The sequence below is a fragment of the Propioniciclava sp. genome (assembly GCF_036744435.1).
Classification (GTDB): Bacteria; Actinomycetota; Actinomycetes; order Propionibacteriales; family Propionibacteriaceae; genus Propioniciclava.
Map to the genome: position 1 here is coordinate 1 of NZ_DAIOIA010000034.1, position 25865 is coordinate 25865.

Consider the following 25865-nt stretch of genomic DNA (forward strand, 5'->3'; position numbering starts at 1 on the left):
GTCGCCGGCTTCGGGGAGGTCGGCGTACAGGTCGGCCAGCAGCCACATCAAGAAGGTGGAGAACAGAGCGGGCCGGTCGGCGAGGTTCGGCAGTTCCAGCAGCGAGATGACGCCGAGGCCGTCGCTGGTGACCTTGAGCAGGTCGGCGGTGTCGAACTCGGGCTCGCCGAAGAACTGGTCCCCGCCCTGAGCGGCCAAGCCCGACAGTTGCCGCTGGATGACGCCGACGGTGGCCTTCGCCAGCCCGCCGATGTTCGCCAACTCGGGCTTGCCCTCGTCGGAGACGAGGAACTTCAGCAGTTCGTTGAGGTCCTTGAGGTCGAGCAGCAACAGGTTGTGCTGGTCGGCGTAGGAGAACACCAGCGACAGCGACGACTCCTGCGTCGCGTTCAGGCCGAGCACCTTGCTGAGCAGCAGCGGACCGAACGAACTGATGGTGGCGCGCAGCGGCACCCCGGTGCCTTCGCCGCCCAACGCGTAGAACTCGACCGGGTTGCCCGCCGGGGTGAACTCCTGGCCGATCACCTTCGTGCGGGCCAGCAGCTTCTCGCTAGCCTGACCGGGGATCGCCAGGCCGGACAGGTCACCCTTGATGTCGGCGGCGAACACGGGGACGCCCGCCTTGCTGATCTGCTCGGTCATCAACTGCAGCGTCTTGGTCTTGCCGGTGCCGGTGGCGCCCGCCACGAGGCCGTGCCGGGTGAGCATGGACAGGCTGATTCGGATCTTGACGTCGGGAACGGGCTGACCGTCGTCCACCAGGACGCCCAATTCGATCGAGTCCGCATCGAAGGTGTAGCCGTCCTTGATCGCCTGGGTCGCGTCGCTCATGGGCGACAGGTTAGCGGCACGGCGCGGCACCGAATCCGCACAACGAAGTAGGCTGGCCGCGCGAACCTGGGAAAGGCACACCATGGACACGAATCAGATGGTGCGGACGTTCAAGACGCCCGTCACCCTGGTGCTGCTGCTCGCCCTGGTGTATTTCACCGCCACGTGGGGGTGGGCGGCCCTCCGCGAGCCGATCGCCCAACGTCCGGCGGAGCCCTGCGTCGTGCAGCAGATCGGGCCCGAACTCACCCCCGAGCACGTGTACGTCCAGGTGTTCAACGGCTCCAAGAGCAACGGCCTGGCCAAGCGCCTCGGCTCGATCCTGTCCGCCGACGGCTTCAAGGTGTACCGCCGGGTCAACGCCGACCGCGACGACTACACCCGGTCGGTGGTGGTGGGTCATTCGGAGGACAGCCCCGAGGTCATCCTGGTCCGCAAGGCTCTGGAGAACGTCGACTTCCGGGCTGACGGCCGCATCGACCGCACCGTGGACGTCATCATCGGCAGCGAGCAGCCGTCCGCTGTAGAGCAGCCGTCCCTGTCCGTGCCGCTGCCCGACGGCACCGCCTGCATCCCGCAGATCTCCACCACGGACGTCAGCGAGTAGCGCTCCCCCTCGTCGAGCCCGCGTCCCGGACGAGGACGCCCTGCCTCACTGCCGCAGCCAGCGGGCGAGGCGGCCGTGACGGCCCACGTCCCGGAACCGTTTCTCCGTGAGGACGCGTGACGCGGACGGGACCACCACCATCAGTTCGTCACCGGCCTGAATCCGATCCAGCGGCGACGGGACCAGCGGATGACCGTCCCGGAGGATGACCGAGATCACGGTGAACCGCGGGAGTCGCAGCTCGCCGATCGTCACGCCGTGCAGCTTGGATCCTTCGGGGACCTTCACCTGCATGAAGTCGGCCTGGATCCGGTCCAGGGGCGCCACCTCAACCTCGATGTCGAGGGCGGCCGCGTCGTCGACGATGCCGAGCTTGCGGGCCACCCACGGCAGGCTCGGACCCTGGACGAGGGTGAACACGATGACGAAGACGAGCACCTCTTCACTGATGCGTTCGGCCGAGGGGGCGCCTGCGGCCAAGGGGACCGTCGCCATGATGATGGGGACCGCCCCCCGCAACCCCGCCCACGAAATGAACGCCTGCTCCCGCCAGGGGACCTTGAACCACACCGAGCACAGGAACACCGACAGCGGGCGGGCGACGAAAGTGAGGAAGGTGCCAATGATGAGGGATTCGACCACCATCTGGCCGGTGAGGAGTTCGGGCCGAGCCATCATGCCGAGCATGACGAACAAGCCGATCTGAGAGATCCAGCCGATGCCCTCGGCGAACGACCGGGTGGCGTTGCGGTGGGGCAGGGCACTGTTGCCGAGGATCACCGCAGCCACGTAGACGGCCGCGAACCCCGACAGGTGTAAGACGACACCGGTGCCGTAGGCCGTGACGACGACGGCCAAGGCCGAGAGGGGGTAGAGCCCCGACGCGGGCAGCGCCACCGCCTTCAGGACGCGGGCACCCAGATAGCCGAGCACCGCCCCGAGGATGATGCCGCCGACGAGTTCCACGACGATCAGGCCCGCCACCCCCGCGACGCCGCCCTCGGGGAGTTCCCCCATCGTCCATGCGGTGGCGGCCGACACCAGCAACACCACGGGGGCGTCGTTGAGTCCCGATTCGCCCTCCAAGACGGAGCGGACGCGTGCGGGCAGGGGTAACCCGCGCAGCACAGAGAAGACTGCGGCCGAGTCGGTGGGCGCCATGATCGCCCCGATCAGGACGGCTTGGGGCAGGTCGTAGCCCAACCCGAAATAGCACAGGGCCGCCACGAGCCCGATGGAAACGACGACGCCAACGGTCGCGAGCAGGCCGGCGACCGACAGCGAGCCCTTGATGTCCACCCAGCGGGTGGTGAAGCCGCCCTCGGCGAGGATGAAGACCAGGGCGATGAAACCGAGAGAGTGCGCCAGGGAGGCGTCGGTCATCTTGATGCCAGCGACCTCGAGGGCCAGGCCAAGCCCGAGGAACAGCAGCAGAGAGGGAAGTCCGAGGCGGGAACCAAGCCGGGCGGCCAGCGCCGCTGCGAGCACCACGACGGCACCGAACAGCAGCATTGCGTCCAGGCTCATCGGCACCCCTGCACGATTTTATCGTTTCGGGTGTGCGCCATGGGGCGGTTCCATCCTGGGTTGCCGCATCCGCGCAGAGCTGAGGGGCAGGGCGCCCAAGCTTCAGGCACCCCACCCACTCGCACGCGGCGCGCCGGTCAGAACAGGCCGAGCAGACCCCACCACGGGACACCGACCACGAAGCTGATCACGGCCCAGATCAGGGCCATGGCCAGGCTCATGGCCCACCACTTGTTCTGACTCACGTACCCGACCCCGAACAGGACGGGGCTCAGCGTCCCTGAGTAGTGGGTCACCTGCCCGCCGTAGATCGACACCATGGCCAGCAGCATGAGCGCCGGGTAGGGCGGGACGCCTGCGGCCGCCGCGATCGCGACCAGGATCGGCAAGACGGTGCCCGCGTAGACCACCCCGGAGGCGAACAGGTATCGGCAGGCGATGACCACCAGAACGAGGACGATCATCACGCTCGGCCACGGCCAGCCCGACAGGTTGATGTAGGTGTGGATGAACTCGCCCAGCCACGTGAAGAACCCCGTCTTGGACAGCGCACCGATCACGCCGATGACGCCGCCGTACCAGATGAACGTGGTCCACGCCGAGGTGGTGTTGAGCATGTCGCTCCAGTCGATGACGCCGGTGACCAGCAGCAACGCCACGAACAAAATGGCGATGGCGTTCGCGTTGATCCCGGCGAAGCTTCCGAGCGCCCAGCCCAGGATCGCCGCGATGAACAGCACCAGGAGCCACTTCTCCCGTCGGCTCATCGGTCCCAGTTCGTCCAGCCCGGACCGGGCGATCGACTTGTTGTCGATGTGGGTCAAGGTCGGCCGCTCCATCAGGTAGACCGCCAGCGGGACGATCGCCAGCATCACGATGCCCGGCGCGAACGCCCAGGTGGCGTAGTCCATCCAGGTGACCGCGGGCAGCCCGAATCCCTCGCGGATGACGCGCACCGTCAGGGGGAGGAACGCGATCGCCGTCAGGAAGAGTGTGCTGGTGGCGAAACTCGCGTAGTAGGTGACCATGGTGAGGTAGCGCCCGATGCGCTTGCCCTGAGGGCCGGGATCCGAATCGAGAGCGGCCGCGATGTTGCGCATGATCGGGTAGGTGATCCCGCCCGTCCGGACCGCGTTCGACGGCGTCGCCGGGGCCAGGATCAGATCGGTGAGGCAGGCGACCCCGCCCAGCTTGAGCGGGGTGTTGCCCAGCGCCTTGATCAGCAGGTAGGCGATCCGCTTGCCCAGGCCGGTGACGGCGAAGGCGGTTCCGATGAAGAACGCAGAGAACACCAACCAGGCGGTCGGGTCGGCGTAGCCGGCCAGCAGATCACCCAGACCGACCTCCTTCGACCCACTCAGCGCAACCCCCGCGCCACCGATCGCCAGCAGGAAGACCACCGGCTCGGGGACCGGCCGCAGCATCAAACCCGCCATGGCCCCCAGATAGAGCGCGAAGACCGTCCAGGCGGCCGAGGACAGCCCGGCAGGAGGCCCGAGGAGGACGAGGATGCCGACCAAGGCGATGCAACCCACCAGTTCGATCAGGCGCCGCCGGGCGCTCTTGACCTTGTTCCCGCCGGCCGGCGATGCCGGGGGAGTCGACGCCGTCGGCGCCACAGTGTCCGTAGTCATGTCGCTTCCTTGTGTCACACTTCGTCGGGCCAGTAGAGGCGCATCGGGTTGTCGACCAGCAGGCGCCGTTGGAGGTCTGCCGTGGGGGCGATCGAGGGGATGTAGTCGACCAGCAGCCCGTCATCGGGCATGTGGTCCTTCAGGTTGGGGTGGGGCCAGTCGGTTCCCCACAAGACGCGGTCGGGGAAGGACTCCACGATCCGGCGGGCGAACGGGACGACGTCGCGGTAGGCGGCCTGTTCGCCGTTCAGCGCGGGCGGTCCGGAGACCGAGAGCCGCTCCGGGCAGCTCACCTTGCACCACACCTGCGGGTTCTCCGCCAGGAAGCGCTGGAACAGGGCGAACTCGGGTCCGTCGACCGGCTGGGTGACATCGGGGCGTCCCATGTGATCGACGACCAGGTCGGTGGGCAGGCCCGAGAAGAAGTCGAAGAGCTCGGGCAGGTCCGCCGCCTCGAAGTAGATGACGATGTGCCAGCCCAGATCCTTGATCTTGTGCGAGATGGTCGTCAGGTCTGCGGTGGGGACGACGTCGACGAGTCGCTTGAGGAAGTTGAACCGCACCCCGCGCACGCCGCCCTCGTGGAGGCGTTGCAGTGCGGCCTCGCTGATGTCCGGCTTCACGGTGGCGACCCCGCGGGCGCGGCCGTCCGCCTTCGCGACGGCGTCCAGCATGGCCGAGTTGTCCGCGCCGTGGCAGGTTGCCTGGACGATCACGTTGCGCGCGAAGCCGAGGCGGTCGCGCAGCGCGAACAGTTGCTCGTCGCTCGCGTCACACGGGGTGTACTTCCGGGTGGGGGCGAACGGGAACTCCTCGCCCGGACCGAACACGTGACAGTGGGCGTCCACGGCCCCTGCGGGAACCTGGAAGCGGGGTTGCGACGGGTCGGCGTACCAGTCGAGCCATCCGGGCGTCTTCTCAAAGGTGGGCATCAGACGTCCTCGTCGATGTAGGTGAACCCGGCGGCTTCGAGCGCCGGACGCATGTTGTAGAGATCCAAGCCGAGGACCCCGGCGCGGAACTGCTCACGCTTCGCCTCCTCCTTGGCTTCGCGGGCGGCGGCTGCGGCGGCGACCTCGGCGACGCGGTTCCCCGGCACGACGCAGACGCCGTCGACGTCGGCGACGACAACGTCACCGGGTTCGACCAGGGCGTTCGCGCACACGACGGGAATATTGACCGATCCCAGGGTCGCCTTCACCGTTCCCTTGGCGTGAATCGCGCGGCTGAACACCGGGAAGTCCATCGCGGTGAGGTCCGCCACGTCGCGGACCCCGCCGTCAATGATGAGGCCGACGGCCCCGCGCGCCCGGAACGAGGTGGCCAGCAGTTCACCGAAGAACCCGTCCTCGGATTCGGTGGTGCACGCAGCGACGACGACGTCGCCGGGTTGCACCTGCTCGGCGGCCACGTGCAGCATCCAGTTGTCGCCGGGCTGCAGGAGCACCGTCACCGCCGGGCCGCACAGGCGCGCGGTCGGGTAGATCGGGCGGAGATAGGGGCGCATGAGGCCGGTGCGCCCCATGGCTTCGTGGACGGTGGCCACCCCGAACGGGGCCAGCGCCGCCACGTCCTCCCGGGGAGGACGGGGGATGGTGCGGCGCACCACTCCTAGCGTGTCGCGGTTCATGCGGACGGACTCTCCTTGTCAGTGAGGGCCTTGAGCGCGGCGTCAAGGCGTGGGTAGATGCGGCGGGCGTTGCCTTCAAAGACGAGGGCACGCTCGTCGGGGGTGAGATGGGGGGTCGCCGACACGTAGCGGTAGGTGTCGTCGTAGTGGTGTCCCGTCCGGGAGTCGATGCCGCGCACGGCGCCGACCATCTCGGACGCGAACAGAATGTTGCGGGTCGGCACCACCTGGGTCAGGAGGTCGATCCCGGGCTGGTGGTAGACGCAGGTGTCGAAGAACACGTTGTGGAGCAGGTGCTCGTCCAGTTCGGGCTTGCCGAGGGCGTCGGCGAGTCCGCGGAAGCGGCCCCAGTGATAGGGGACGGCGCCGCCGCCGTGAGGGATCACGAGGCGCAGCCCGGGGAACCGGCTGAACAGGTCGCCTTGCAGCAGCTGCATGAAGGCCGTGGTGTCGGCGTTGAGATAGTGGGCGCCGGTGGTGTGGAAGGCCGGGTTGCAGCTGGTCGAGACGTGGATCATGGCCGGGATGTCGTAGTGCTCCATCGCCTCGTACAGGTCGAACCAGTACGGGTCGGTCAGGGGCGGGGACGTCCAGTGGCCGCCGCTGGGGTCGGGGTTGAGGTTGACGGCGACGCAGCCGTATTGGGTGACGGTCTTCTCCAGTTCGGGCAGGCACGTCGCCACCGGGACGCCCGGTGACTGCGGCAGCATGGCGGCGGGAATGAACCGATCGGGGTAGAGCGTGCTGACGCGGTAGCAGAGCTCGTTGCAGATCGCGGCCCACGTCGAGGACGTCTGGAAGTCGCCGATGTGGTGGGCCATGAAGCTGGCGCGTGGCGAGAAGACCGTGACGTCGATGCCGCGCTCGTCCATGAGGCGCAACTGGTTGGCCTCGATGGTGGCGGCGATGTCGGCGTCGCTGATCTGCAGCGAGTCCGGCGATGGTGCGGAGGCCGGATCGCCGAGCGCGGCGATCTGCCGGTCGCGCCACTCCCCCAGGGCGGGCGGCGCCGTGGTGTAGTGCCCGTGGATGTCGATGATCATCGTGATTCCTTTCCGATGAGGAGGCCGTCGCCGTCGGGTTCCCAGACGCCACGCGGGATGAGGACGTCGCCGCGCATGAGCAGGCGCGCGGTGCGCAGCAGGGCCGCGCGGGTGGTGCGAAGGGGGTTGTCCGGGTCGATCTCCAGCTCGACGGTGAACTCCCCTGCGGGGTGCTCGATGGCCAGCGTCTGGCGGAGCCCGGGCTCGGTGTGGGCCAGGTCGTGGGCGACGCTGCCCGCCAGCCCGCAGGCGGTGGCGACCGTCACGGCAGCCAGGACGCCGATCGCGTCGTGGCACACGTGCGGGATGAAGCTGCGGGTGTTGATCGCGCCCCCGTGCTGCGGCGGGGAGACGAGCGTCATCTTGGGGTAGTTGCGCTCGGTCACGTCACCGAGCCCCATGAGGACGCCGCAGGCCAGCCGCAGCTCTTCGAGGCGCGCCTTCAGCGCGGCGTTGGCGTCGAGTTCGGCAGGGCTCTCCTGGCCGGTGCAGCCGACGTCGCTGGCGCGCAGGATCACCAGCGGCATCCCGTTGTCGATGCACGTCACCTCGATGTCGCCCTCGGCCACAGCGACGCGGTCGCGCACGTGCCCGGTCGGCAGCAGGCTGGAGCACACCGACCCCGCCGTGTCGAGGAAGTTGATGGTGACCGGGGACGCGGTACCGGGGACGCCGTCGATCCGGGCATCGCCCGCGTACTCGACGACCCGCTCCCCTGCGGCGTCCAGGGGGGTCGCCACCGTGATCTCGGCGACCATGCCGGTGTTGAGTGTTCGGACGGAGAAGGTCGACTGATCCCCCTGGGCTTCGACGAGGCCTCGCTCCAGCGCGAACGGGACGACGGCGGCGAGCATGTTTCCACAGTTCGGCACCGTGTCCACGAGGTCGCTGTCGGGGCGCAGTTGCGCGAACAGGAAGTCCAGGTCGGCCTCCCCCGTCGCGTTGCGGGACACGATGCCGACCTTGCTGGTCAGGGTCGTGGCGCCGCCGAGTCCGTCGATCTGGCGCGGATCCGGGGACCCCATCACGGCCAGCAGCACCGCGTCACGCTGCGCGCGGTCGGTCGGCAGATCCTCGGCGATGAAGAAGGTGCCCCGCGAGGTGCCCCCACGCATGAACAGGCACTCGATGGCGGTCTGACTACCCACGGAACGTGGGCGGGATGTCGGCTGTGACATGTGTACCTCCTGCGCAGCACCCTAGATTGTTAACAATCTCTCGCGCAACTTCGTGTGAGATTTAGTCACAACTTGGCTTGACAGGATCTCCAACGGATAATCGAGCAGGGCGGAACGTGATCGAGGAGGTGGAGCCATGTCGGTATCAGGGGACGCTGGTCGCAGGACGGCGGAGGCCGCCCTGCGCGAGGGGCTACGCCGCGGCGAGTTCGCGCCAGGGCAGCGCCTCACGGAGGCGGAACTGGCCGAGCGCTTCGGGGTCACCCGAGGAGCCGTCCGCAGCGCGCTGGTCGACCTCACGAACGCGGGACTCGTGGAGCGCATCCCGCATCGGGGGGCGCGCATCCGCGAGGTGAGCTTCGACGAGGCGATCCAGATCACCGAGTGCCGCGCTGTGCTGGAGGCGCTGTGCGCCGCCCACGCCACGCGACGGGCCACCGACGCGGAGATCGCCGAACTGCGTCAGATCGGCGTCGACATGGAAGCCGCCGTGGCTGCGGGCGACCATCTCGGCTATTCGGCGCTCAACCGCTCCCTGCATGACTGGCTCACCCGATGCAGCGGGCAACTCCCCGCAGCGAAGCTCCTCGAAACGCTCAACGCACAGATCGTGCGCTACCAGTTCCGCTTGGCGCTCATGCCGGGGCGCCCGGCGGAATCGGTCAAGCAGCACCTGGCGATCATCGACGCCGTGGAGTCGCGCGACCCCGAGGCTGCCGCCACGGCCGCCCGGGCTCACATCGCCAGCGTCATGCGCGCCATGTCCGCCGTCGCCCATGACGACAACCTGCCCCCGTGGGTGGCGATCTAGGCGGCGCACCGCTTCCCTGGGTGCCAATCAGGCGAGCGCCTCCCGCGCGTCAGCGCGGACCTCTCGGCGTCAGGGCTGGACGCGGACCGCCTGGCCGCCGACGGCGACCACGTCCCCGTGGTGAAGTTGACGCCCGCGACGGGTCTCGACCTCGCCGTTGACGCTGACTTCACCGTCGGCGATGACCTGCTTGGCCTGGCCGCCGGTGTCGAGGAGGCCCGCCACCTGTAGGAACTGCCCCAGCCGGATCATGTCTCCGCCGATCGCGACGTCCTCGATGTCTCCGCGTTGCCCCATGAGGGCATGCTAGTCGCGCCCCGCCTCCCGGGGTCGCCGCGTCGTCGGCACCCGTCAGGCGGACGCCTCCGCGACAGCCTTCAACTGGGCCAGCCCGCGCTCGAAGTCGCCGGCGATCTGCGCGTCGAACGGGATCACCTTCGCCATGATGCGCATGAGCAGCCCTCGATGGCCGGTCATCACCCAGTCGACCCGGGTGCCGCCCTCGACCGCGGTGAGCGTGAACGTCGACAGGTTCTGGGCCGGGAAGGGCTTCTCGAAGCGCAGATCCACCACGATGCGGGCGGGCTCCTCGGCCTCGACGACCTCCATGGTGCCGGCCCCCGCCTTCTTGTTGCCTGCCCATGCGTACCGCGCGCCCAGCCCCGACTCAGCCCCGGAGTAGGTCCGTCGCAGGTCAGGATCGAGCCCCTCCCAGGGAGACCACGCCTGCCAGGCGGGGAACGCGGCGATGTGCGGGAAGACCGCTGCGGCGGACGCGGCGATGGTGACGGACCGGGCGAGCCGGTAGTTGTCGGTGGGAGCGGACACGAGGACCCCTTTCGTCGGCCGCAGCAGTCTGTGGCCTGTGAGGTCGACAGCGCAAGGAAACTGCTTTTCTCATTCGCGCATGTTCGGGCTCTCAGATGGCCTCGCGGCTGGCAGAATCGAGGGGCACGTTCACACGCACCTTGTTTGGGGGACCCTTGACCACGTTCGATCCGCTGGACGCTGTCCTGTTCGACCTGGACGGCGTCCTGACGCCGACCGCTGAGGTCCATATGCGCGCCTGGGCGCGCCTGTTCGAACCGTTCCTCGCCGAACGCGCCGTCGCCCCCTACACGGCGCAGGACTACTTCGACTACATCGACGGCAAGCCGCGCTACGAGGGCGTCGCCTCGCTGCTCGCCTCCCGCGGCATCGACCTGCCCTTCGGGGACCCGGCCGACGCCCCCGAATCAGACACCGTCTGCGGGCTCGGCAACCGGAAGAACGCCGTGTTCACGGCCGTCCTCGAGTCCGACGGCGTGGAGCCGTACCCGGGCAGCGTCGCGTTCCTGGACGCCCTGACGCGCCGGGGCGGCGTCGAGGTGGCCGTGGTGTCGTCGTCGAAGAACGCCCGGCCGGTGCTGGCCGCGGCCGGGCTCCTGGACCGGTTCGACATCATCGTCGACGGCGTCGTCGCGGCCGAGCGAGGCATCGCCGGCAAGCCCGCGCCCGACACCTACCTATACGCCGCCTCCCTGCTGGGCGTCCCCGCGTCCCGCGCGGTCGTCGTCGAGGACGCCCACTCGGGCGTCGAAGCGGGCCGCGCCGGGCATTTCGGCCTGGTGCTGGGCGTCGACCGCGGCGCCGGACGCGACTCCCTGCTCGCCCGGGGCGCCGACATCGTGGTGGAGGACCTGGGCGAACTCGTCGACGACGTGAACGGAGCACACGCATGACCACCACCTTGTCGGGGGATCCGATCGACCGCTCCCGCTACCCCGTCGACCCGTGGGCGCTGCGCGAGACCCGCTATGAGCCCGAGGACCTCGGCAAGAACGAGACCCTGTTCTCGGTCGGCAACGGCTACCTGGGGCTGCGCGGCAACGTCGAGGACGGCCGCGACGCCCACACCCATGGCACGTTCATCAACGGCTTCCACGAGGTGTGGCCGATTCGCCACGCCGAGGACGCCTACGGGTTCGCGAAGGTCGGCCAGTCGATCGTCAACGTCCCCGACGCCAAGATCATGCGGCTCTACGTCGACGACGAGCCCCTGCTGATCAGCGTGGCCGACCTGGAGTCCTACGAACGCACGCTCTCCTTCCGCGACGGCGTCCTGACCCGAGAACTGCTGTGGCGCACCCCGTCCGGCAAGCACGTGCACGTGAAGTCGCGGCGCATGGTCTCGTTCGCCGAGCGGCACCTCGCCGTCATGGACCTGGAGGTGACGCTGCTGGACGCCGACGCCCCCGTGGTCGTCAGCGCGCAGATCCTCAACCGGCAAGACGGCTTCGACGAGTACCACATGACGTCGACGGCGATGGGCGCCGGGTTCGATCCGCGGCGCGGCGCCAACCTGTCCGGACGCGTCCTCCAGCCCGTCCTGCACGACCAGGCGGGCAACCGGGTCGTGCTCGGTTATCGGGTGACCGAGTCGGGCATGACGCTCGCGGTGGCGGCCGACCATCAGATCGAGACGACGGACGCGTACGAGGTCAAGACCCAGGTCGAGCAGGATCTGGCCAAGCAGGTGTTCCGCGTCCAGGCCACCAAGGGCACCACCCTGCGGATCACGAAGACGGTCAGCTACCACACGTCGCGGCGCATCCCGCCGGTCGAACTGGTGGACCGCTGCCGCCGCACGCTGGACCGCATCCAGGCCGAGGGCGTCGAGTCGGCGTTCACTCGGCAGCGCGCCTGGCTGGACGCCTTCTGGGAGCGCAGCGACGTCGAGATCGGCGGGCAGCCCGCCCTCCAGCAGGCCGTCCGGTGGAACCTGTTCCAGCTCATCCAGGCGGCGGCGCGCGCCGAGGGCACGGGCGTCCCGGCGAAGGGCGTCACGGGTTCCGGCTATGACGGGCACTACTTCTGGGACACCGAGATCTATGTCTTGCCGTTCCTCACCTACACGTCGCCCGGCTATGCGCGGAACGCGCTGCGGTTCCGGTACACGATGCTGGACGCGGCCCGGCGCCGGGCGGTCGAGCTGAACCAGCGCGGCGCCCTGTACCCGTGGCGGACGATCAACGGCGAGGAGGCGTCCGCCTACTATGCGGCGGGCACCGCTCAGTACCACATCGACGCCGACATCTCGCATGCGGTGTCGCAGTACGTGGCGGCGACCGGGGACCGTTCGTTCCTCAAGCGGGAGGCGATCGACGTCCTCGTCGAGACGGCCCGCCTGTGGGCCGATCTGGGGTTCTGGCGGCGGACGGCGGGGACCGAGGAGGACGCCTTCCACATCTACGGCGTCACCGGTCCGGACGAGTACACCACCGTCGTCAACGACAACCTGTTCACGAACGTGATGGCGCGGGCGAACCTGCGGGCGGCGGTGCGGAACCTGCGCTGGCTGGCCGACACGGACCCGTCGGCGTTCCGGCAGGTGCTGAACCGGTTGGCGCTGACCGAGGAGGAGATCGACGCGTTCGCGCAGGTCGCGGAGGGCATGCACGTGCCGTTCGACGAGAGGCTGGGCATCCATCCCCAAGACGACGACTTCCTGTCCAAGGAGATGTGGGACCTGCCCAACACTCCTGCGGACAAGCTGCCGCTGCTGCTGCACTACCACCCGCTGGTGATCTACCGTCACCAGGTCCTCAAGCAGGCCGACGTCGTGTTGGCCCTGCACCTGCAAGGCGATGAGTTCTCCCTGGAGGAGAAGCGGGCCGACTTCGAGTACTACGACCCGCTGACCACCGGCGACTCGACCCTGTCGGCGGTCGTCCAGTCGATCATCGCCGCGGAGGTCGGGTATGCCGACCTGGCCGAGACCTACTTCGCGACGGCGGTCTACGTCGACCTTGCGGATCTGCATCACAACGCTGATGCGGGCGTTCACGTGGCGTCCGTCGGCGGGGTGTGGAACGCGCTGGTGGCCGGCTTCGGCGGCATGCGGGACTACCTGGGGTCGTGGTCGTTCGACCCGCGCCTGCCGCAGAGCTGGGACTCCCTGACGTTCCCGATGACGCTGCAGGGCAACCGACTCCGCGTCCACGTCCTGCACGACTCGATCACGTTCACCCTGGAGACCGGCGACGCCCCCGAGGTGCCGCTGGTGGTCCAGGGGCGTCCCGTGATCGTCACCCGCGAGGCCCCGCTCACCGTGGCGCTCACGCCCATCGAGATCCTGCCCGGGCGTCCGTTGCTGCGTGACATCGCCGGTTCGGTTCGCGAGGATGGCTCGATCATCCGCACGACGGTGCCGGATCACCCGAGCCTCGGCGATTCCTACGACGTGGATCTCGGGTCGCTCCAACCTTGACAGGGGTGGGGCTCGGACTATCGGGCCCCACCTTGGCTGTGGTGCTATATGTAGGGCGCTTCACTATTCTGCGGGCTGGTGGCGATCCGTCTTCTTCGGTGGCGATGCGGACTACATTCACACGGGTGAACGCACATGAGGACAGTCCAGCGCACACCCCTTCCCCCGTGCGAGGATCCTCCAGAATTACTCACTCGCGTCACGAGGCGAGGCGACGTGTCCGCGTTGACCGAATCAAGGAGCAGGTCAACAAGCACCTCGAGGATTGGGGGGAAGAACCGCTCCGCCCACACGAACTCTCTGCCACCCTTCGAGGCTACGAGAGCAGAGTCCTCCAATGGCGCATGGAGGCATGCGCGTCCGCGGCCAGGGGGATTGTCCGGGGGCTGACGATGGCCGCCGCTTTCGTTGCTGGAATCGTCACGGTCGGCGTGGCCCTGGGTGGCACTGTTGCGCCCGGTGAAGCCGATGGGATCGTTCCGATTCTCACACAGCTTTTCTTCTCGATTCTTGGCACCCTTGGCATGGCGATGGTAGGTCCACTCTTAGCGGTGCAGATCCTGAGGCGAAAGGCTGTAATCTTGAGCGTCGCGCAAAGCACCTCGGAGCGACGTGCGAGCGCCCCTATATCAACTGTCGCTACCCCAACGCTTCAGGAGAAGCATCAAGCCCACCGCATGCGCAGATCGGCCCTCCGCATCGTGAGGATGATCGTGACAGTGAAACGCTGACCCACTCGGGCGCGCCTCATTGGCCGATTCGAGGGGCGTTCTTCGCAAGTGCGGGAGGAGGGGAGCGCGCCGCAGCCCCCACAAGGTAGTGCACCACACCCTTGCCAGCAGCAGCCTCGGCCGCCACGACCGCTCGCCCCACGCCCCAGCGTTCCTCCACCGTCGGACCAGGACCGGCCGACGACACCCACACCCGAGCCGCCGCACCAAGAAGAAGAACGCCGCCCCGCACGCGGGACGACGTTCCTGACTTTCGTGAAGACGGGCCGGTCACTTTCGTGAACAGCCCGTGGCGGCGGTGGCGGTGGGATTTGAACCCACGGATGGGAGACCCATCACGCGCTTTCGAGGCGCGCTCCTTCGGCCGCTCGGACACGCCACCGCGGGATACCGTATCGTTTCGGCCCGCCCCGGCGCCAATCCGGCACCGGGCCCGACCCGCGGCTCACCGGCGTCGCGGACGCGTCAGTCTCCCCCGCACCGGGCGCACCAGCCCCGCATAGACCATCGCGCTCGCCGCGAGCAGCGGGTGCTCCTCGAACCGACCGGACACGCCGGGGCGCAACTCACCCGCGCGGTCCGGGAACCGCCGCACCCAGTATTCGACGGCGCGCGGCACGTGGTACGGATCGGAGACGATCCTGACGATGCCGCCGGGCGGAATCAGGTCGGCGGCGTACCCCACGTTCTCCCAGGTAGTGGTGGCCTGCGGTTCCAGCACGACCTGCACCGATGCCGACACCTCCGGGTGGCGGGCAGCGAAGTCAGCGGCCATCGTGGCGGCCTCACCGCGGCCGGAGAACACCACCACGTCGCCGGGCCTCACCGTGCGGGCCGCCAGATCCACGCGCCACTGCTGCCGCGGCGACGGCGTCCCGTCGGGGCGTCCGCGGCAGCCCAGCACCAGCACGGACGCGCTCATCGCTGCCCCCGGAAGAAGGCCTGCAACAGGTCGCTGGCCTCGTGCGCCAGCACCCCCGAGACCACCTCGACGCGGTGGTTGAGCCGCGGGTCGCGGACGATGTCGAACACCGACGCCACCGCACCCGCCTTCGGGTCGTGGGCGCCGTACACGAGTCGGTCCACGCGGGCGTTCACCAGCGCACCGGCGCACATGGCGCACGGCTCCAGCGTCACCACGAGGGTGCACCCCGCCAGATCCCAACCCCGCTCGCCATGCCGCTGTGTCAGCGTCGCTGCGGCACGACGCAACGCCAAGACCTCCGCGTGCGAGGTGGGATCACCGGTCAACTCGCGCTCATTGGCGGCCGTCGCGAGGACCGCACCCGAGGCGTCCAGGACGACGGCCCCGATGGGAACGTCGCCCCACGCGCCTGCCTGCCGGGCGCATTCCAGCGCCTGCCGCATCGCGGGCAGCCAGCGCGACGCCCCCGCCGCGGGGACGCCGGCTACCGCGAAGTCACCGGGCACAGCCGCCTACAGATCGAGGGCGGCAACGATCTTCGACAGAGCCTTGCCGAAACCGAGCTTCTCGCCGATCTCCTCCAGCGCCTCCAACGAATCGTCGGACTCCTCGCAGATGGCCTCCATCTCCATCTCGGGCAGGCCGACATCGGCGAACAGATCCAGATCCCCGACGGGCTCCGAATCGTCCTCCTCATCGGGGGCGTCCACCCCGAGGTAGTCGACCGCGTCGCGGGCGATCGGCCAGTCCTGTGCGGCGATCGAATCCGACAGCATCAACTGGACCACCCGGCCCCGCACCCGCACGATCACGAACACGTCCTGATCGATGCTGACCATACCGACCGTGCCCGCGTCCCCGGGCATGCGCCGTAGAGCCTCGATCAGCGCGTCGAGATCGTTGGCAAGATCCAACTCCAGCGACTGGACGACCGGCGTCCCGTCTTCGCGATACAAGGCGACGACCAGGTCGATCTCGTCCTCACCCGCGTCATCGGGGTAGTCGTCGTCATCGTCGTCGAGGTCGTCGTCGAGCCCTAGGGCGGAGAAGTCGTCGTCGTTCGCCTCGTCCACGCCTGGCCGGTCGTCGCCGCGGTCTGCGAGGTCGGCGTCGAAATCCTCGTCGTCTCCGGCCATGGTGGCTCCTTTCGTCGATGCCCATCGTCGCAGACTCCGGAAGGTTCGGCACCCCGTGGACAACCTTGAGCGGGCACCCCCACAGGCGCCTCGGCTGCCACAATGGAGCCGTGGAACTCATCGCCGTAGACCATCCGCTCGTCGCCCACAAGGTCCGTCTCCTGCGAGACGTGACCACCGACTCACCGACGTTCCGGCGCCTGGTCGACGAGCTGATGACGCTCCTTGCCTACGAGGCCACCCGCGAGGTCCGCGTCGAGGACGTCGAGGTGGTCACCCCCATCACCACCACGACAGGCCCCCGACTGTCTCACCCGCTGCCGCTGGTCGTCCCGATCCTGCGCGCCGGCCTGGGCATGCTCGAAGGCATGATGCGCGTCATGCCGACCGCGGAGGTCGGCTTCGTCGGCATGGTGCGCGATGAGGAGACGCTGCAGCCGTTCACCTACGCCGAACGCCTCCCCCACGACCTGTCGGGGCGTCAGTGCTACGTGCTCGACCCGATGCTCGCCACCGGTGGCTCACTCGGTGGCACCGTGAAGTTCCTGGTCGACCGCGGTGCTGATCACATCACCTGTATCTGCCTGCTCGCCGCCCCCGAGGGCATCGAGAACATGCGTCGACTCGTCGACCCCATCGACGTGCCCTGCACCCTCGTCGTCGCCGCCGTGGACGACCACCTCAACGATCACGGCTACATCGTCCCCGGCCTGGGCGACGCAGGCGATCGTCTCTACGGCCTCGCCGAATAGCCTCCACCCGCCCGAGTCCTCGGCAGGCCGAACCGCAGTCCTCGGGAGGCTGGGCCTCAGTCCTCGGCGGGCTGGGCCTCAGTCCTCGGGAGGCTGAACCGCAGTCCTCGGCGAGGACTGCGGCGCCTCGCGCCGAGGACTGAGGTTGGCCACGTCGAGGACTGAGGACATGAGCGCCGAGGACTGGGGATACCACTCCCCATGACTGGGGCGCATCGGGCCGATGACTTCGCCGCGGGACGCCAGACCGGCTCCGGCAACGTGACGACCGCCTGCGCGATCGCGCCGTTCAACGGACGCGCTGCGCACCCATCGAGGTCCGCGGCAGATCACCCTCAGTTATCCCGAGACCCAGCAGCGTCAGCGCCCGGCGTGCCGCCCGGCGCGCCTCGTCGGCGTCCTGGGACGTGACAACCACGCCGTAGATCATCCTCTGGACGATCAACAGGTCTCCGGTGGTCACCCCGGCACGCACCTCCCCGGACGCCTGCGCCCGCGACAGGAGAGGCCCGATGAGGTCGCGGAGTCGCTGGCCGCCGTCGTAGTCCGGAAGAGTCCGCCGGGCATCGATGACCGCCTCCAGAAAGGCGGCCTCGGAAATCGTCAGCTCGACCAGGCGATTCCACACGGTGGTGAAGGCGCCGGGCCGGGCGTCCGTGGCGAGTGACTCCAACTCGGCGAAGTTCTCCTCGAAGACCGCCAGGGCAAGGTCGATTCTCGTCGGGAAGTGGCGATACAGGACGCCCTGACCGACCCCCGCCTCACGCGCGATCGCGCTGAGCGGCACCCGGTAGCCTCGCTCGACGAACAGCACCCTGGCAGCGCGCAGGATGGCCCGCCGGTTGGCTGGCCCGGCCGCTGGCCCGCGGTTCGCTCCGGACTCCCCAACGCTCACCTCGCCCACTATAGTGAACCGGACAGAGTTGTCCGGATGAGCGAGGAGCTACCGATGCCCGATTCCTTTGACCTCCGATATGACGTCGTCGTGGTGGGCACCGGCGGTGCCGCCTTCGGCACGGCCCTGGGGGCCGCCGACGCCGGCCTCAGCGTCCTCATGCTCGAGAGCACCGACAAATGGGGTGGCAGCACCGCAATGTCGGGCGGCGGCATGTGGCTGCCCAACAACCCGCTCATGCAGCGCGCCGGCGTCGGCGACTCGCGCGAGGAGGCGTTGGCCTACCTCGAGGAGTGCGTCGGAGAGGTCAGCCGATCGACGTCCCGGGCACACAAGGAAGCGTTCGTCGACGGCGTCGAGGACTTCGTGCTCACGGCGGAAAAGCACGGCATGGTCTTCACCCGCGCGGCCGACTACCCGGACTACTACCCGGAACTCGCGGGCGGCAAGATCGGCCGCGCCATCGAGGCCAAACCGTTCGACGGCAAGAAACTCGGGGGGCTGTACGACACCCTGCGCGTGCTCATGCCGATCCCGATCAAGACCGATGACGTCTGGCTGCTCGGCCGCGCCTGGTCCACGCCCAGCGGCTTCGCCCGCGGCGCCCAGTTCGTGTTCCGGACGCTCGGCGGCCTGGTCAGGGGACAACGCCAACTGGGGATCGGCGCAGGGCTCGCGGCTTCGTTCGGTCACGCCGTGCTCGTGAGGAACGGCGTCCCCGTGCGGGTGAACTCGCCCGTCGAAGAACTCGTCGTCGAGGACGGTCGCGTCGTCGGGGTGCGCACCACCCAGGACGGCCGTACCGTGACGATCGCGGCCACGCGCGGCGTCATGCTCGCCGGTGGCGGCTTCGACCACAACAAGGAGTGGCGTCGCACCTACCAGGGGGTCGACGGCGTCCCTTCGGGGAACCCCGGAAACCTCGGGCATCCGATCGCGATGGCGAAGGAGGCCGGCGCGGCGCTCGAACTCATGGACGACGCCTGGTGGGGCGCATCGGTTGCCCCCGTCGAGAACGGGGAGCCGTCCTTCATCGTCGGCGAGCGGTCCTTGCCCTACTCGATCATCGTGGACGCGCGGGGCAGCAGGTTCGCGAACGAAGCCGAGTCGTACGTCGACCTCGGACATCACATGCTCGAGCACGACAGGGACGGCGTTTACTGGTTCATCCTCGACGTGCGGCACCGGCGCCGCTACCTGCGCACGTTCGCCCTCGACCCGAAGTTGAACAAGGCAATGGCTGCGGAAGGCATCGCGGTCATGGCGGACACTCTCGACGAACTCACCGAGAAGCTCGGCCTGGATCGGGCGACCTTCCAAGCCACGATCGACCGGTTCAACGGCTTCGCCCGTTCGGGACGCGACCAGGACTTCCACAAGGGCGATTCGGCCTACGACCGCTACTACGGGGATCCGACCGTGCACCCCAACCCCTGCCTGGGCACGATCGAGCGCGGCCCGTTCCTCGCCTACCGCCTGGTGGTCGGGGATCTGGGAACCAAGGGAGGCGCCCTCACCGATGTGGATGGTCGGGTGCTGCGCGAGGACGGCTCCGTCATCGACGGTCTGTACGCCGCGGGGAACAACTCGGCTTCCGTCATGGGGCACACCTACCCCGGACCGGGCTCGACGATCGGCCCGGCAGCCGTGTTCGGCATGCGAGCGGCGCGACGCATGGCACGCGACCAAGACTGACACCTCTTCAGTCCTCGACGGGCTAGGCTCAGTCCTCGGCAGGCTTGGGCTCAGTCCTCGGCGGGCGGCCGTGGGGGGGGGTGGGGACAGCGCGAGGCGGCGTCAGTCCAGTGCCCGCCGCGGCGTCACGGCTGCGCGGACGTAGGCCCGGAACCAGCCACAGAATCCCCGCGACGACGCTCAAGGCGACTCCGGCCAGGACCCCCACCGGGACCGCGATCAGCACCTCCGCCCCGACGAGCAGGAGGGACAACAGCCCGGCGAAACCGTTGAATGCACCATGGATCACCGCCGACGTCACGACCGATCCCGAGCGCCGTCGCGCCCACCACAAGATGAATGACAACGGCGTGGTGATCAGGACGAACAGCCAGATTCCCACGGCCCATTGGCCGCCGTAATTGTGGCCCAGGGCGATGAGCGGGGCATGCCACAGACCCCAGAGGACGCCGGTGAGCAGGTTCGCGCGCACCATTCCGAGGGGGGCGAGTTGGTCGGCCAGGACGCCGCGCCAGCCGTATTCTTCACCGAAGGCGAAAAGCCCGTTGATCGTGAATCCGGCGACCAGGGCCTGGACCAGCGTGGAGCCGACCACGAGCCCGATTGGGACGCTCTGCCCGGCCAGTGCGGGCTGGGCGGCGCTGAGGATCTGATCGAACTGGGCCTGCGTGACCCAGGTGCCCGCCCCGGGAACCCGCCCTGACGCGAGGCCCGCTGTCGCGAAGACGCCGGCGACCACCGCCGCATAGCCGACCGCACCCCAGCCTGCGATCCGCCCGATCGTGCGTAGCTTGGCGGCCGTGAAGGACGCCCATCCGCGGCTGAGGAGGGTGGGCCGGTGCAACACGAACCGCTCGACAACCACGCCTGCGATGAGCGGTGCCAGCATGGCGGCCGCGCCCGCCACGATGCCCGTCAGGCCGCCGCCCATCGTGGCGCCGATCAGAACCAGGACCAGCGCGGCGAGCCCGCAACCCGCCACGGCGAGCACGTAGTAGACGGCCACGGCGCGCCAATGGACGCCCGTGCGGCGGGAGTGAGAGGCGGCGGGAAGGAGCGGGCCGCCGTCGGCGTTCGGCACGCCGTCGTGGGTTGTTCCGCTCATCGGCCGGCCTCCTCGGCGAGGTCGCGGCGTTGCTCGCCGCGGCGTCCTGCCAGCGCCAGCCCGAGGAGCGGGAGTGCGGCACCGCCGACCATCGATCCCACCGTCAAGGGTCCGACCCACCAACCACCGCGCGGCACCGAGCGGGCCACGGTGATCGCGGCGGCACAGCCTGCGGCGGCCGTGGCGAGGGCGAGGCGTCCGGCACGTTCGGCTCCGGAGCGGCTGGGACGCAGCGCGGTCAGCCCGAAGGCGCCCGCGCCCGCGGCGACGAGAAGATCGGTGCGGGCCGCCGCGCGTTTCGGCGTCCAGGCGTCGGGCCGTCCGGACGCCGACCAGTGGCGAGGCAGCGGGTCGGCGAGCGTGCGTCCGCGCACGACGTAGTGGGCGACCACCGCGGCGGTCAGCACGAGCGGCAGGGCCGCGGCCACTCGATAGCCGCTCTCGGGGACCGACGTGAACGGGACGTCCTCCGCGTCGGGTTCGAGGATCCCCAGCCGGACGGCGACGGCGGCCAGGTTGAGATCCCAGCCCGCACCGAATGCGCGGGGCCGCAGCAGCCGCGGGTCGGCCGGGTTCCACATCGACTGGCGGATCCGATCGCCGGTGGGCGGGCGGAAGTCGTAGGGAATGCCGTGCCAGGTGCCCTGCAGGCGCGACTCCCCTTCGGGGGCCTCATCGGCGGCCAGCGGCGCGGCGAACGCGGGGATACCCGCGACGGCCGTGGCGAACGCCTCCGGCGTCATGTCCGGCTCCACGGCGGCGTACATCGAGCCGAGCATGTCGTCGCGAACCACCCCGCGGTACTCCGGTGGCAGGTGCGCCACGGAGGCGTCCAGCCAGCGGCGGGCCGCCTGCGCGGTGGCGGGGCTCAGGTCGTCCAGGGAGCGGATCATCGGTTCTCCTTCACCAGGGTGTCGACGGCGGCGCGGACCGCCCGCCATGCGTCGTGCAGATCGGCGTATGCGGCCCGGCCCTGCACCGTGAGGGCGTAGTACTTGCGGGGCGGCCCCACCGGCGACTCGCGCCAACTGGAGTCGATCAACCCCGCCTTCAGCAGGCGGGCCAGCAGCGGGTAGACCGTGCCCGAGGTGAGCGCCAGCGCAGGCTGGGCTCCCAACTCCTCGACGATCTGGGAGCCGTAGCGCTCCCCGTCTGCCAGCAGGGCCAGGACGGCGAGCTCGACGACGCCCTTGCGGATCTGGGCGGTGCGTTGCTCATTCACCACTTCAGGGTATCGCCAGGTACCTTGCTTCACAAGCATCCCGGTTGCACAAGCGACCGCGGACGATCGCTCCCGCGTCCGCCTAGGCTGGCCCCACGCCCGCGCGACCGTGCCCGGGGCGGGAAGGAGCCAGCCATGAGCGACATCGAGGAGCGCCTGGCCCACGCCTTCCCCCCACTGGGCCTGCGCGTGACCGCCGGCCCCCTGGAACTGCGCAGCATCGGCGCCGAGGAGGTCCTCACGCTGGTCGACGTCGCACGCGACGGCGTGCACGACCACGAGACGATGCCGTTCTCGTTCCCCTGGACCGACGCCTCCGACGCCGACCTCCCCTCTCACTACCTGCAATGGTGGTGGCGGACGCTGGCCACCTTCAGCGTCGACGCGTGGGAGCTCAACCTGTGCGTCCTATGGGAGGGCAGCGTGGTCGGCGTCCAGGGGGTCGCCACCCGCGATTTCCCGACGCTGCGATTCGGGGAAACGGGCTCGTGGCTGGGACGCCGCTTCCAGGGCCGCGGCATCGGCACCGCGATGCGCCGGGCCTTCTGCGCGCTGCTCTTCGACGAACTCGGCTTCGAGTTCGTGACCTCGGCGGCGTTCACCGACAACCCCGCATCGATCCGGGTCTCGCAGAAGGTGGGTTACCGGGAGAACGGCCTGGACTGGCAGCACCCCCGCGACGCGCGGGGCACGCTGCAGCGCATGCTGCTGCTGCCCGAGGACCTGGTGCGCGGCGAGCCGATCACCGTCACTGGGGCGGAGGCGATGCGCCGCTTCGTCGGGATCGAGCCCTGACATCCGGGGTGCCGGCGCAGGCGCGAGGCGTCACCACCCGCCTGCGGCAAAGGATCAGCGGGCGTCCAGGACGCCGCGCGCGACCTCAGGATGATTGGTGATGAGGGCGTCCGCACCACACTCGGCGACCCGCAGCATGTCCTCGGCCTCGTTGACCGTCCACACGTTGACCTCCAGGCCGTTCTCGTGGCTGCGTTCCACCGTCTTGTGACGGGTCGCCGCCAGTGACGGGTGCAGCGCGGAGGCGCCCAGCTTCACCGCGTAGTTCCAGGGTCGCCACAGCGGTTCGGAGTACAGGACCCCCAGCGGCAGCCCCACCCCCGCCTCAGCGAGTCCCCGCAGGGAATTGTGGTCGAAGGACGACAGGATGATCCGGTCACGGAGCCCGAACCGGTCGATGAGGGCGACGACCCGTTCCTCCATGCCCTGGTAGGGGATCCGCGAGTTCTTCAACTCGACGTTCAGCCGGACGTCAGCCCCCGCCACCAGCCCGAACAGCTCTTCCAGGGTCGGGATCCGCACCCCGGCGAACCCTTCCCGTCCGGCGCTGGCATCGAGTCGCTTGAGGTCTTCCAGGCTGTGGTCGGCGACCCAGCCGTTGCCGTTGGTCGTCCGCTCCAGGGTCTCGTCATGGATGACGACGACGTAGTCGTCGCGCGTCAACTGGACGTCGAATTCCAGACCGTCGGCACCCTGCTCGATCGCCATCTCGAACGCCGGGAGGGTGTTTTCCGGCGCCGATCCGCTCGCGCCCCGATGGGCCCAGACCTTGGTCACGGCACCCATCGTGGCACGCCCACCGACGTTCTCCGAGTCTCGCCCGAACCCCGGCGCGACCCGACCCTCACCACCGGAGGGTGCCTCGCGCCGCCGCCTCAGGACGACGCCGCCGGGTCGCGCACCCCTGCCCCGGCCGGGCGACGCGTGGGACGAGTCGCGCCCCGGTCGGTCAGCCGAGCGCGACCTGCACCGCCGCGGAGTCCAGCGCACCACCGAACCGGGACGGGTGAAACTCCAGCACCGTGTGGCGGGCGAGCCCCCTGGACGCGAAGGGGTCCCCGGCGAGCGCCTCCTCGACCTCCGGGCGGTCACCGGCAGCGAAGATCAGCCCGCCCGTGCGTGGTTCGCGACGCCCCGAAGCGAGGAACAGCCCGCTGCCGTAGTGCTGATCCAGCCAGGCCACATGGTCAGGCAGGGCAGCATCGATGTCGGCCAAATCAGCAACATAGTCAAGGATCACCACGAACATGCCACCCATGACAGCACTCCCTGCACCGTCACGGCCAGGCGGCACATGCAGCCACGCCACGAGTGCCCGATGACTCGCCGGGAAAGGGTCGCACCCGGAGGTACGGTGCCTGGGTGAGAGAAACCACTGCCATCGATCAACTGGCCGACGACTACACCCGCGCACTGCTCGAACGCAGCCCGCTGCTGGCCACCGAGCTCGGCGTCCCGGGCAGCGAACACCTCCTGGACGACCTGTCACCCGCAGGCGCCGCCTCGCAGGCCGACCTCGACCGCCGCACCCTCGCCGCGCTCGACGCCCTCACCCCGGTCGACGACACCGACGCCGTCACCGCCGCGTCGCTGCGCGACCGGCTCGGCCTCAACCTGGAGAGCTACGAGGCCGGGGACCACGAGCGCGACCTGAACAACATCGCCTCCCCCATCCAGGTCGTCCGCAACGTCTTCGACCTGATGGGCCAGGACACCGCCGAGGACTGGGCGAACATCGCCGGACGCATGGCCGCGCTCGCCCCCGCCCTCGCCGGGTACGCCGAAACGCTGCGCGCCGGCGTCCGGGCGGGACGCGTCGCTGCCCGCCGCCAGGTCGAGCTCGCGATCGAGGAGACCTCCGGGCTGGCCGACCCCGCCACCTCGTTCTTCACCGGTTTCGCTGCGGACGCCGTGGTCGACGGCGCTCCCGCGTCCGGCGAGCTCGCCGCGTCCCTGGCGCAGAGCGCGGCCGTCGCCCGGGAGGCCTACGGCACCTTGGCGGCGTTCCTGCGCGAGGAGGTCCTCCCCCACGCACCCGCCGCGGACGCCGTCGGGCGTGAGGCCTACCAGCGCGCGTCCCGGGTGTTCCTCGGCACCACCATCGACCTCGACGAGACCTACGCGTGGGGCGTGGAGGAACTGGCCCGGGTCACCGCCGAGCAGGAGGCACTCGCGCAGGAGATCGCCGGTCCGGGCGCGAGCGTCGCCGACGCCGTCGCCGTCCTGGACGCCGACCCGGCCCGCCAGATCGAGGGCACGGACGCCTTGCGCACCTGGATGCAGACCAAGGCGGATGAGGCCGTCGCCGAACTGGACGGCGTCCACTTCGACATCCCCGAGCCGCTGCGACGCATCGAAGCGATGATCGCGCCCACCCAGTCGGGCGGCATCTACTACACCCCGCCCACCGACGACTTCTCGCGTCCGGGCCGGATGTGGTGGAGCGTCCCGGCGGGGGTCACCACGTTCAACACGTGGCGGGAGTTGACGACCGTCTACCACGAGGGCGTGCCCGGGCATCACCTGCAGTTCGGGCAGGCCGTCTACAACTCAGCGGAGCTGAACCGCTGGCGGCGCGGCGTCCTGTGGCTGTCGGGCCACGGCGAGGGCTGGGCGTTGTACGCCGAACGCCTCATGGACGAGTTCGGCTACCTCACCGACGCGGGCGACCGGTTCGGCATGCTCGACTCGCAACGGCTGCGCGCCACCCGCGTCGTCGTCGACCTGGGCGTCCACCTGGGCAAGCCCGCCTTCGAGCAGTACGGCGGCGGCGTGTGGGACTACGACAAGGCGTGGGCCCTGCTGCAGGACAACGTCAACATGGACGAGGCGTCGCTGCGGTTCGAGCTCAACCGCTACATGGGGTGGCCCGGCCAGGCGATCAGCTACAAGGTCGGGCAGCGGCTGTGGGAGCAGATCCGTGCGGAGGCGTCCGCTCAGGCGAGCGCCCGCGGCGAGGAGTTCTCGCTGCGCGACTTCCACTCCCGCGCCCTGAAGCTGGGATCGGTTCCGTTGTCGGTGCTGCGCGACGCCCTGGTGAGCTGATCGACGGGCGCTCCGGCGGGCGTGCCCTGCCCGACCCTGCGGCGGGGGCACCTC

26 protein-coding genes and 1 tRNA gene are annotated in these 25865 nt (G+C 69.4%); 8 read left to right on the forward strand and 19 right to left on the reverse strand.

All coding sequences use genetic code 11. The features are described from left to right. On the reverse strand, window positions 1-831 hold an 831-nt coding region (locus V7E09_RS06265; protein WP_324523167.1), incomplete at its 3' end, for a helicase HerA-like domain-containing protein. Between the two features lie 82 nt (window positions 832-913). On the opposite strand from V7E09_RS06265, the gene V7E09_RS06270 reads away from it, so the two are divergent. Further along, window positions 914-1438, forward strand: a complete 525-nt coding sequence (locus V7E09_RS06270; RefSeq protein WP_324511158.1) for a LytR C-terminal domain-containing protein — start codon at window positions 914-916, stop codon at window positions 1436-1438. Between the two features lie 45 nt (window positions 1439-1483). On the opposite strand, the gene V7E09_RS06275 is transcribed toward V7E09_RS06270, so the two are convergent. The 6 genes from V7E09_RS06275 to V7E09_RS06300 all read right to left on the reverse strand — a co-directional run bounded on the left by V7E09_RS06275 (window position 1484) and on the right by V7E09_RS06300 (window position 8420). After that, window positions 1484-2965: a potassium/proton antiporter gene (locus tag V7E09_RS06275; protein WP_324511159.1), complete on the reverse strand. Its 1482-nt coding sequence runs from the start codon at window positions 2963-2965 to the stop codon at window positions 1484-1486. A gap of 137 nt (window positions 2966-3102) precedes the next feature. Continuing rightward, complete coding sequence (locus V7E09_RS06280; RefSeq protein WP_324511160.1) at window positions 3103-4599, reverse strand: DASS family sodium-coupled anion symporter; 1497 nt, start codon at window positions 4597-4599, stop codon at window positions 3103-3105. A 14-nt stretch (window positions 4600-4613) separates the two neighbouring features. Next, a complete protein-coding gene (locus tag V7E09_RS06285; RefSeq protein WP_324511161.1) occupies window positions 4614-5531 on the reverse strand; it encodes an amidohydrolase family protein in 918 nt (305 codons plus the stop codon). After that, window positions 5531-6229 (reverse strand): 4-carboxy-4-hydroxy-2-oxoadipate aldolase/oxaloacetate decarboxylase, encoded by a 699-nt coding sequence (gene ligK / locus V7E09_RS06290; protein ID WP_324511162.1) that lies wholly within the window; start codon window positions 6227-6229, stop codon window positions 5531-5533. Before ligK ends, V7E09_RS06285 begins: the two co-directional genes overlap by 1 nt. Next, entirely contained in the window at window positions 6226-7272 is a 1047-nt protein-coding gene (locus V7E09_RS06295) for an amidohydrolase family protein (RefSeq protein ID WP_324511163.1), read from the reverse strand. The genes ligK and V7E09_RS06295 overlap by 4 nt, the downstream gene beginning before the upstream one ends. Then, the gene (locus V7E09_RS06300; protein WP_324523168.1) at window positions 7269-8420 is read right to left on the reverse strand and encodes a 4-oxalomesaconate tautomerase; all 1152 of its coding nucleotides are present in this window, start codon (window positions 8418-8420) and stop codon (window positions 7269-7271) included. Before V7E09_RS06300 ends, V7E09_RS06295 begins: the two co-directional genes overlap by 4 nt. 166 nt (window positions 8421-8586) lie before the next feature. Between V7E09_RS06300 and V7E09_RS06305 the strand changes: the two genes are divergently transcribed. After that, a complete protein-coding gene (locus tag V7E09_RS06305) occupies window positions 8587-9261 on the forward strand; it encodes a GntR family transcriptional regulator (RefSeq protein WP_324511165.1) in 675 nt (224 codons plus the stop codon). 69 nt (window positions 9262-9330) lie between these two features. Here V7E09_RS06305 and V7E09_RS06310 read toward each other — a convergent pair whose 3' ends face one another. Then, window positions 9331-9558, reverse strand: coding sequence for an RNA-binding S4 domain-containing protein (locus tag V7E09_RS06310; protein WP_324511166.1), 228 nt, complete (start codon window positions 9556-9558; stop codon window positions 9331-9333). A 54-nt stretch (window positions 9559-9612) separates the two neighbouring features. After that, entirely contained in the window at window positions 9613-10089 is a 477-nt protein-coding gene (locus tag V7E09_RS06315) for an SRPBCC family protein (protein ID WP_324511167.1), read from the reverse strand. Window positions 10090-10244: 155 nt separating this feature from the next. On the opposite strand from V7E09_RS06315, the gene V7E09_RS06320 reads away from it, so the two are divergent. Both V7E09_RS06320 and V7E09_RS06325 read left to right on the forward strand, forming a co-directional pair. Then, window positions 10245-10982, forward strand: a complete 738-nt coding sequence (locus V7E09_RS06320) for an HAD family hydrolase (RefSeq protein WP_324511168.1) — start codon at window positions 10245-10247, stop codon at window positions 10980-10982. Next, on the forward strand, window positions 10979-13510 hold the full coding sequence (locus tag V7E09_RS06325; protein ID WP_324511169.1) for a glycoside hydrolase family 65 protein: 2532 nt from the start codon (window positions 10979-10981) through the stop codon (window positions 13508-13510). The genes V7E09_RS06320 and V7E09_RS06325 overlap by 4 nt, the downstream gene beginning before the upstream one ends. A 1027-nt stretch (window positions 13511-14537) precedes the next feature. On the opposite strand, the gene V7E09_RS06330 is transcribed toward V7E09_RS06325, so the two are convergent. From V7E09_RS06330 to V7E09_RS06345, 4 genes are all read right to left on the reverse strand, one after another. Then, window positions 14538-14623, reverse strand: a tRNA-Ser gene (locus V7E09_RS06330). Window positions 14624-14686: 63 nt separating this feature from the next. Then, window positions 14687-15163 carry a YdcF family protein gene (locus V7E09_RS06335; RefSeq protein ID WP_324511170.1) on the reverse strand — a complete coding sequence of 159 codons (477 nt, stop codon included), beginning with the start codon at window positions 15161-15163 and terminating at the stop codon, window positions 14687-14689. Continuing rightward, window positions 15160-15609, reverse strand: coding sequence for a nucleoside deaminase (locus V7E09_RS06340; RefSeq protein ID WP_324511186.1), 450 nt, complete (start codon window positions 15607-15609; stop codon window positions 15160-15162). Before V7E09_RS06340 ends, V7E09_RS06335 begins: the two co-directional genes overlap by 4 nt. A 69-nt stretch (window positions 15610-15678) precedes the next feature. Next, window positions 15679-16302 (reverse strand): tRNA adenosine deaminase-associated protein, encoded by a 624-nt coding sequence (locus tag V7E09_RS06345; protein WP_324511171.1) that lies wholly within the window; start codon window positions 16300-16302, stop codon window positions 15679-15681. 110 nt (window positions 16303-16412) lie between these two features. On the opposite strand from V7E09_RS06345, the gene upp reads away from it, so the two are divergent. Next, window positions 16413-17054, forward strand: coding sequence for a uracil phosphoribosyltransferase (gene upp / locus V7E09_RS06350; RefSeq protein WP_324511172.1), 642 nt, complete (start codon window positions 16413-16415; stop codon window positions 17052-17054). 289 nt (window positions 17055-17343) lie between these two features. On the opposite strand, the gene V7E09_RS06355 is transcribed toward upp, so the two are convergent. Next, on the reverse strand, window positions 17344-17949 hold the full coding sequence (locus V7E09_RS06355; protein WP_324511173.1) for a helix-turn-helix domain-containing protein: 606 nt from the start codon (window positions 17947-17949) through the stop codon (window positions 17344-17346). Between the two features lie 54 nt (window positions 17950-18003). Between V7E09_RS06355 and V7E09_RS06360 the strand changes: the two genes are divergently transcribed. Continuing rightward, window positions 18004-19644 (forward strand): FAD-binding protein, encoded by a 1641-nt coding sequence (locus tag V7E09_RS06360; RefSeq protein WP_324523169.1) that lies wholly within the window; start codon window positions 18004-18006, stop codon window positions 19642-19644. Between the two features lie 28 nt (window positions 19645-19672). Here V7E09_RS06360 and V7E09_RS06365 read toward each other — a convergent pair whose 3' ends face one another. From V7E09_RS06365 to V7E09_RS06375, 3 genes are read right to left on the reverse strand one after another with little or no spacing between them, the layout of a single operon-like run. After that, window positions 19673-20749: a CPBP family intramembrane glutamic endopeptidase gene (locus V7E09_RS06365; protein WP_324523170.1), complete on the reverse strand. Its 1077-nt coding sequence runs from the start codon at window positions 20747-20749 to the stop codon at window positions 19673-19675. Continuing rightward, a complete protein-coding gene (locus V7E09_RS06370) occupies window positions 20746-21642 on the reverse strand; it encodes a hypothetical protein (RefSeq protein ID WP_324511175.1) in 897 nt (298 codons plus the stop codon). Before V7E09_RS06370 ends, V7E09_RS06365 begins: the two co-directional genes overlap by 4 nt. After that, window positions 21639-21971: a PadR family transcriptional regulator gene (locus tag V7E09_RS06375; protein WP_324511176.1), complete on the reverse strand. Its 333-nt coding sequence runs from the start codon at window positions 21969-21971 to the stop codon at window positions 21639-21641. Before V7E09_RS06375 ends, V7E09_RS06370 begins: the two co-directional genes overlap by 4 nt. 135 nt (window positions 21972-22106) lie before the next feature. Here V7E09_RS06375 and V7E09_RS06380 point away from each other — a divergent pair, with 135 nt between their 5' ends. Further along, window positions 22107-22766 carry a GNAT family N-acetyltransferase gene (locus V7E09_RS06380; RefSeq protein ID WP_324511177.1) on the forward strand — a complete coding sequence of 220 codons (660 nt, stop codon included), beginning with the start codon at window positions 22107-22109 and terminating at the stop codon, window positions 22764-22766. 54 nt (window positions 22767-22820) lie between these two features. Here the strand turns inward: V7E09_RS06380 and V7E09_RS06385 are convergent, their stop codons facing one another. Both V7E09_RS06385 and V7E09_RS06390 read right to left on the reverse strand, forming a co-directional pair. Continuing rightward, entirely contained in the window at window positions 22821-23543 is a 723-nt protein-coding gene (locus tag V7E09_RS06385) for a glycerophosphodiester phosphodiesterase (RefSeq protein WP_324511178.1), read from the reverse strand. A gap of 172 nt (window positions 23544-23715) precedes the next feature. Further along, window positions 23716-24015 carry a YciI family protein gene (locus V7E09_RS06390; RefSeq protein ID WP_324523171.1) on the reverse strand — a complete coding sequence of 100 codons (300 nt, stop codon included), beginning with the start codon at window positions 24013-24015 and terminating at the stop codon, window positions 23716-23718. 113 nt (window positions 24016-24128) lie between these two features. On the opposite strand from V7E09_RS06390, the gene V7E09_RS06395 reads away from it, so the two are divergent. Then, window positions 24129-25811 carry a DUF885 domain-containing protein gene (locus V7E09_RS06395; protein ID WP_324511180.1) on the forward strand — a complete coding sequence of 561 codons (1683 nt, stop codon included), beginning with the start codon at window positions 24129-24131 and terminating at the stop codon, window positions 25809-25811. Window positions 25812-25865 lie beyond the last annotated feature (54 nt).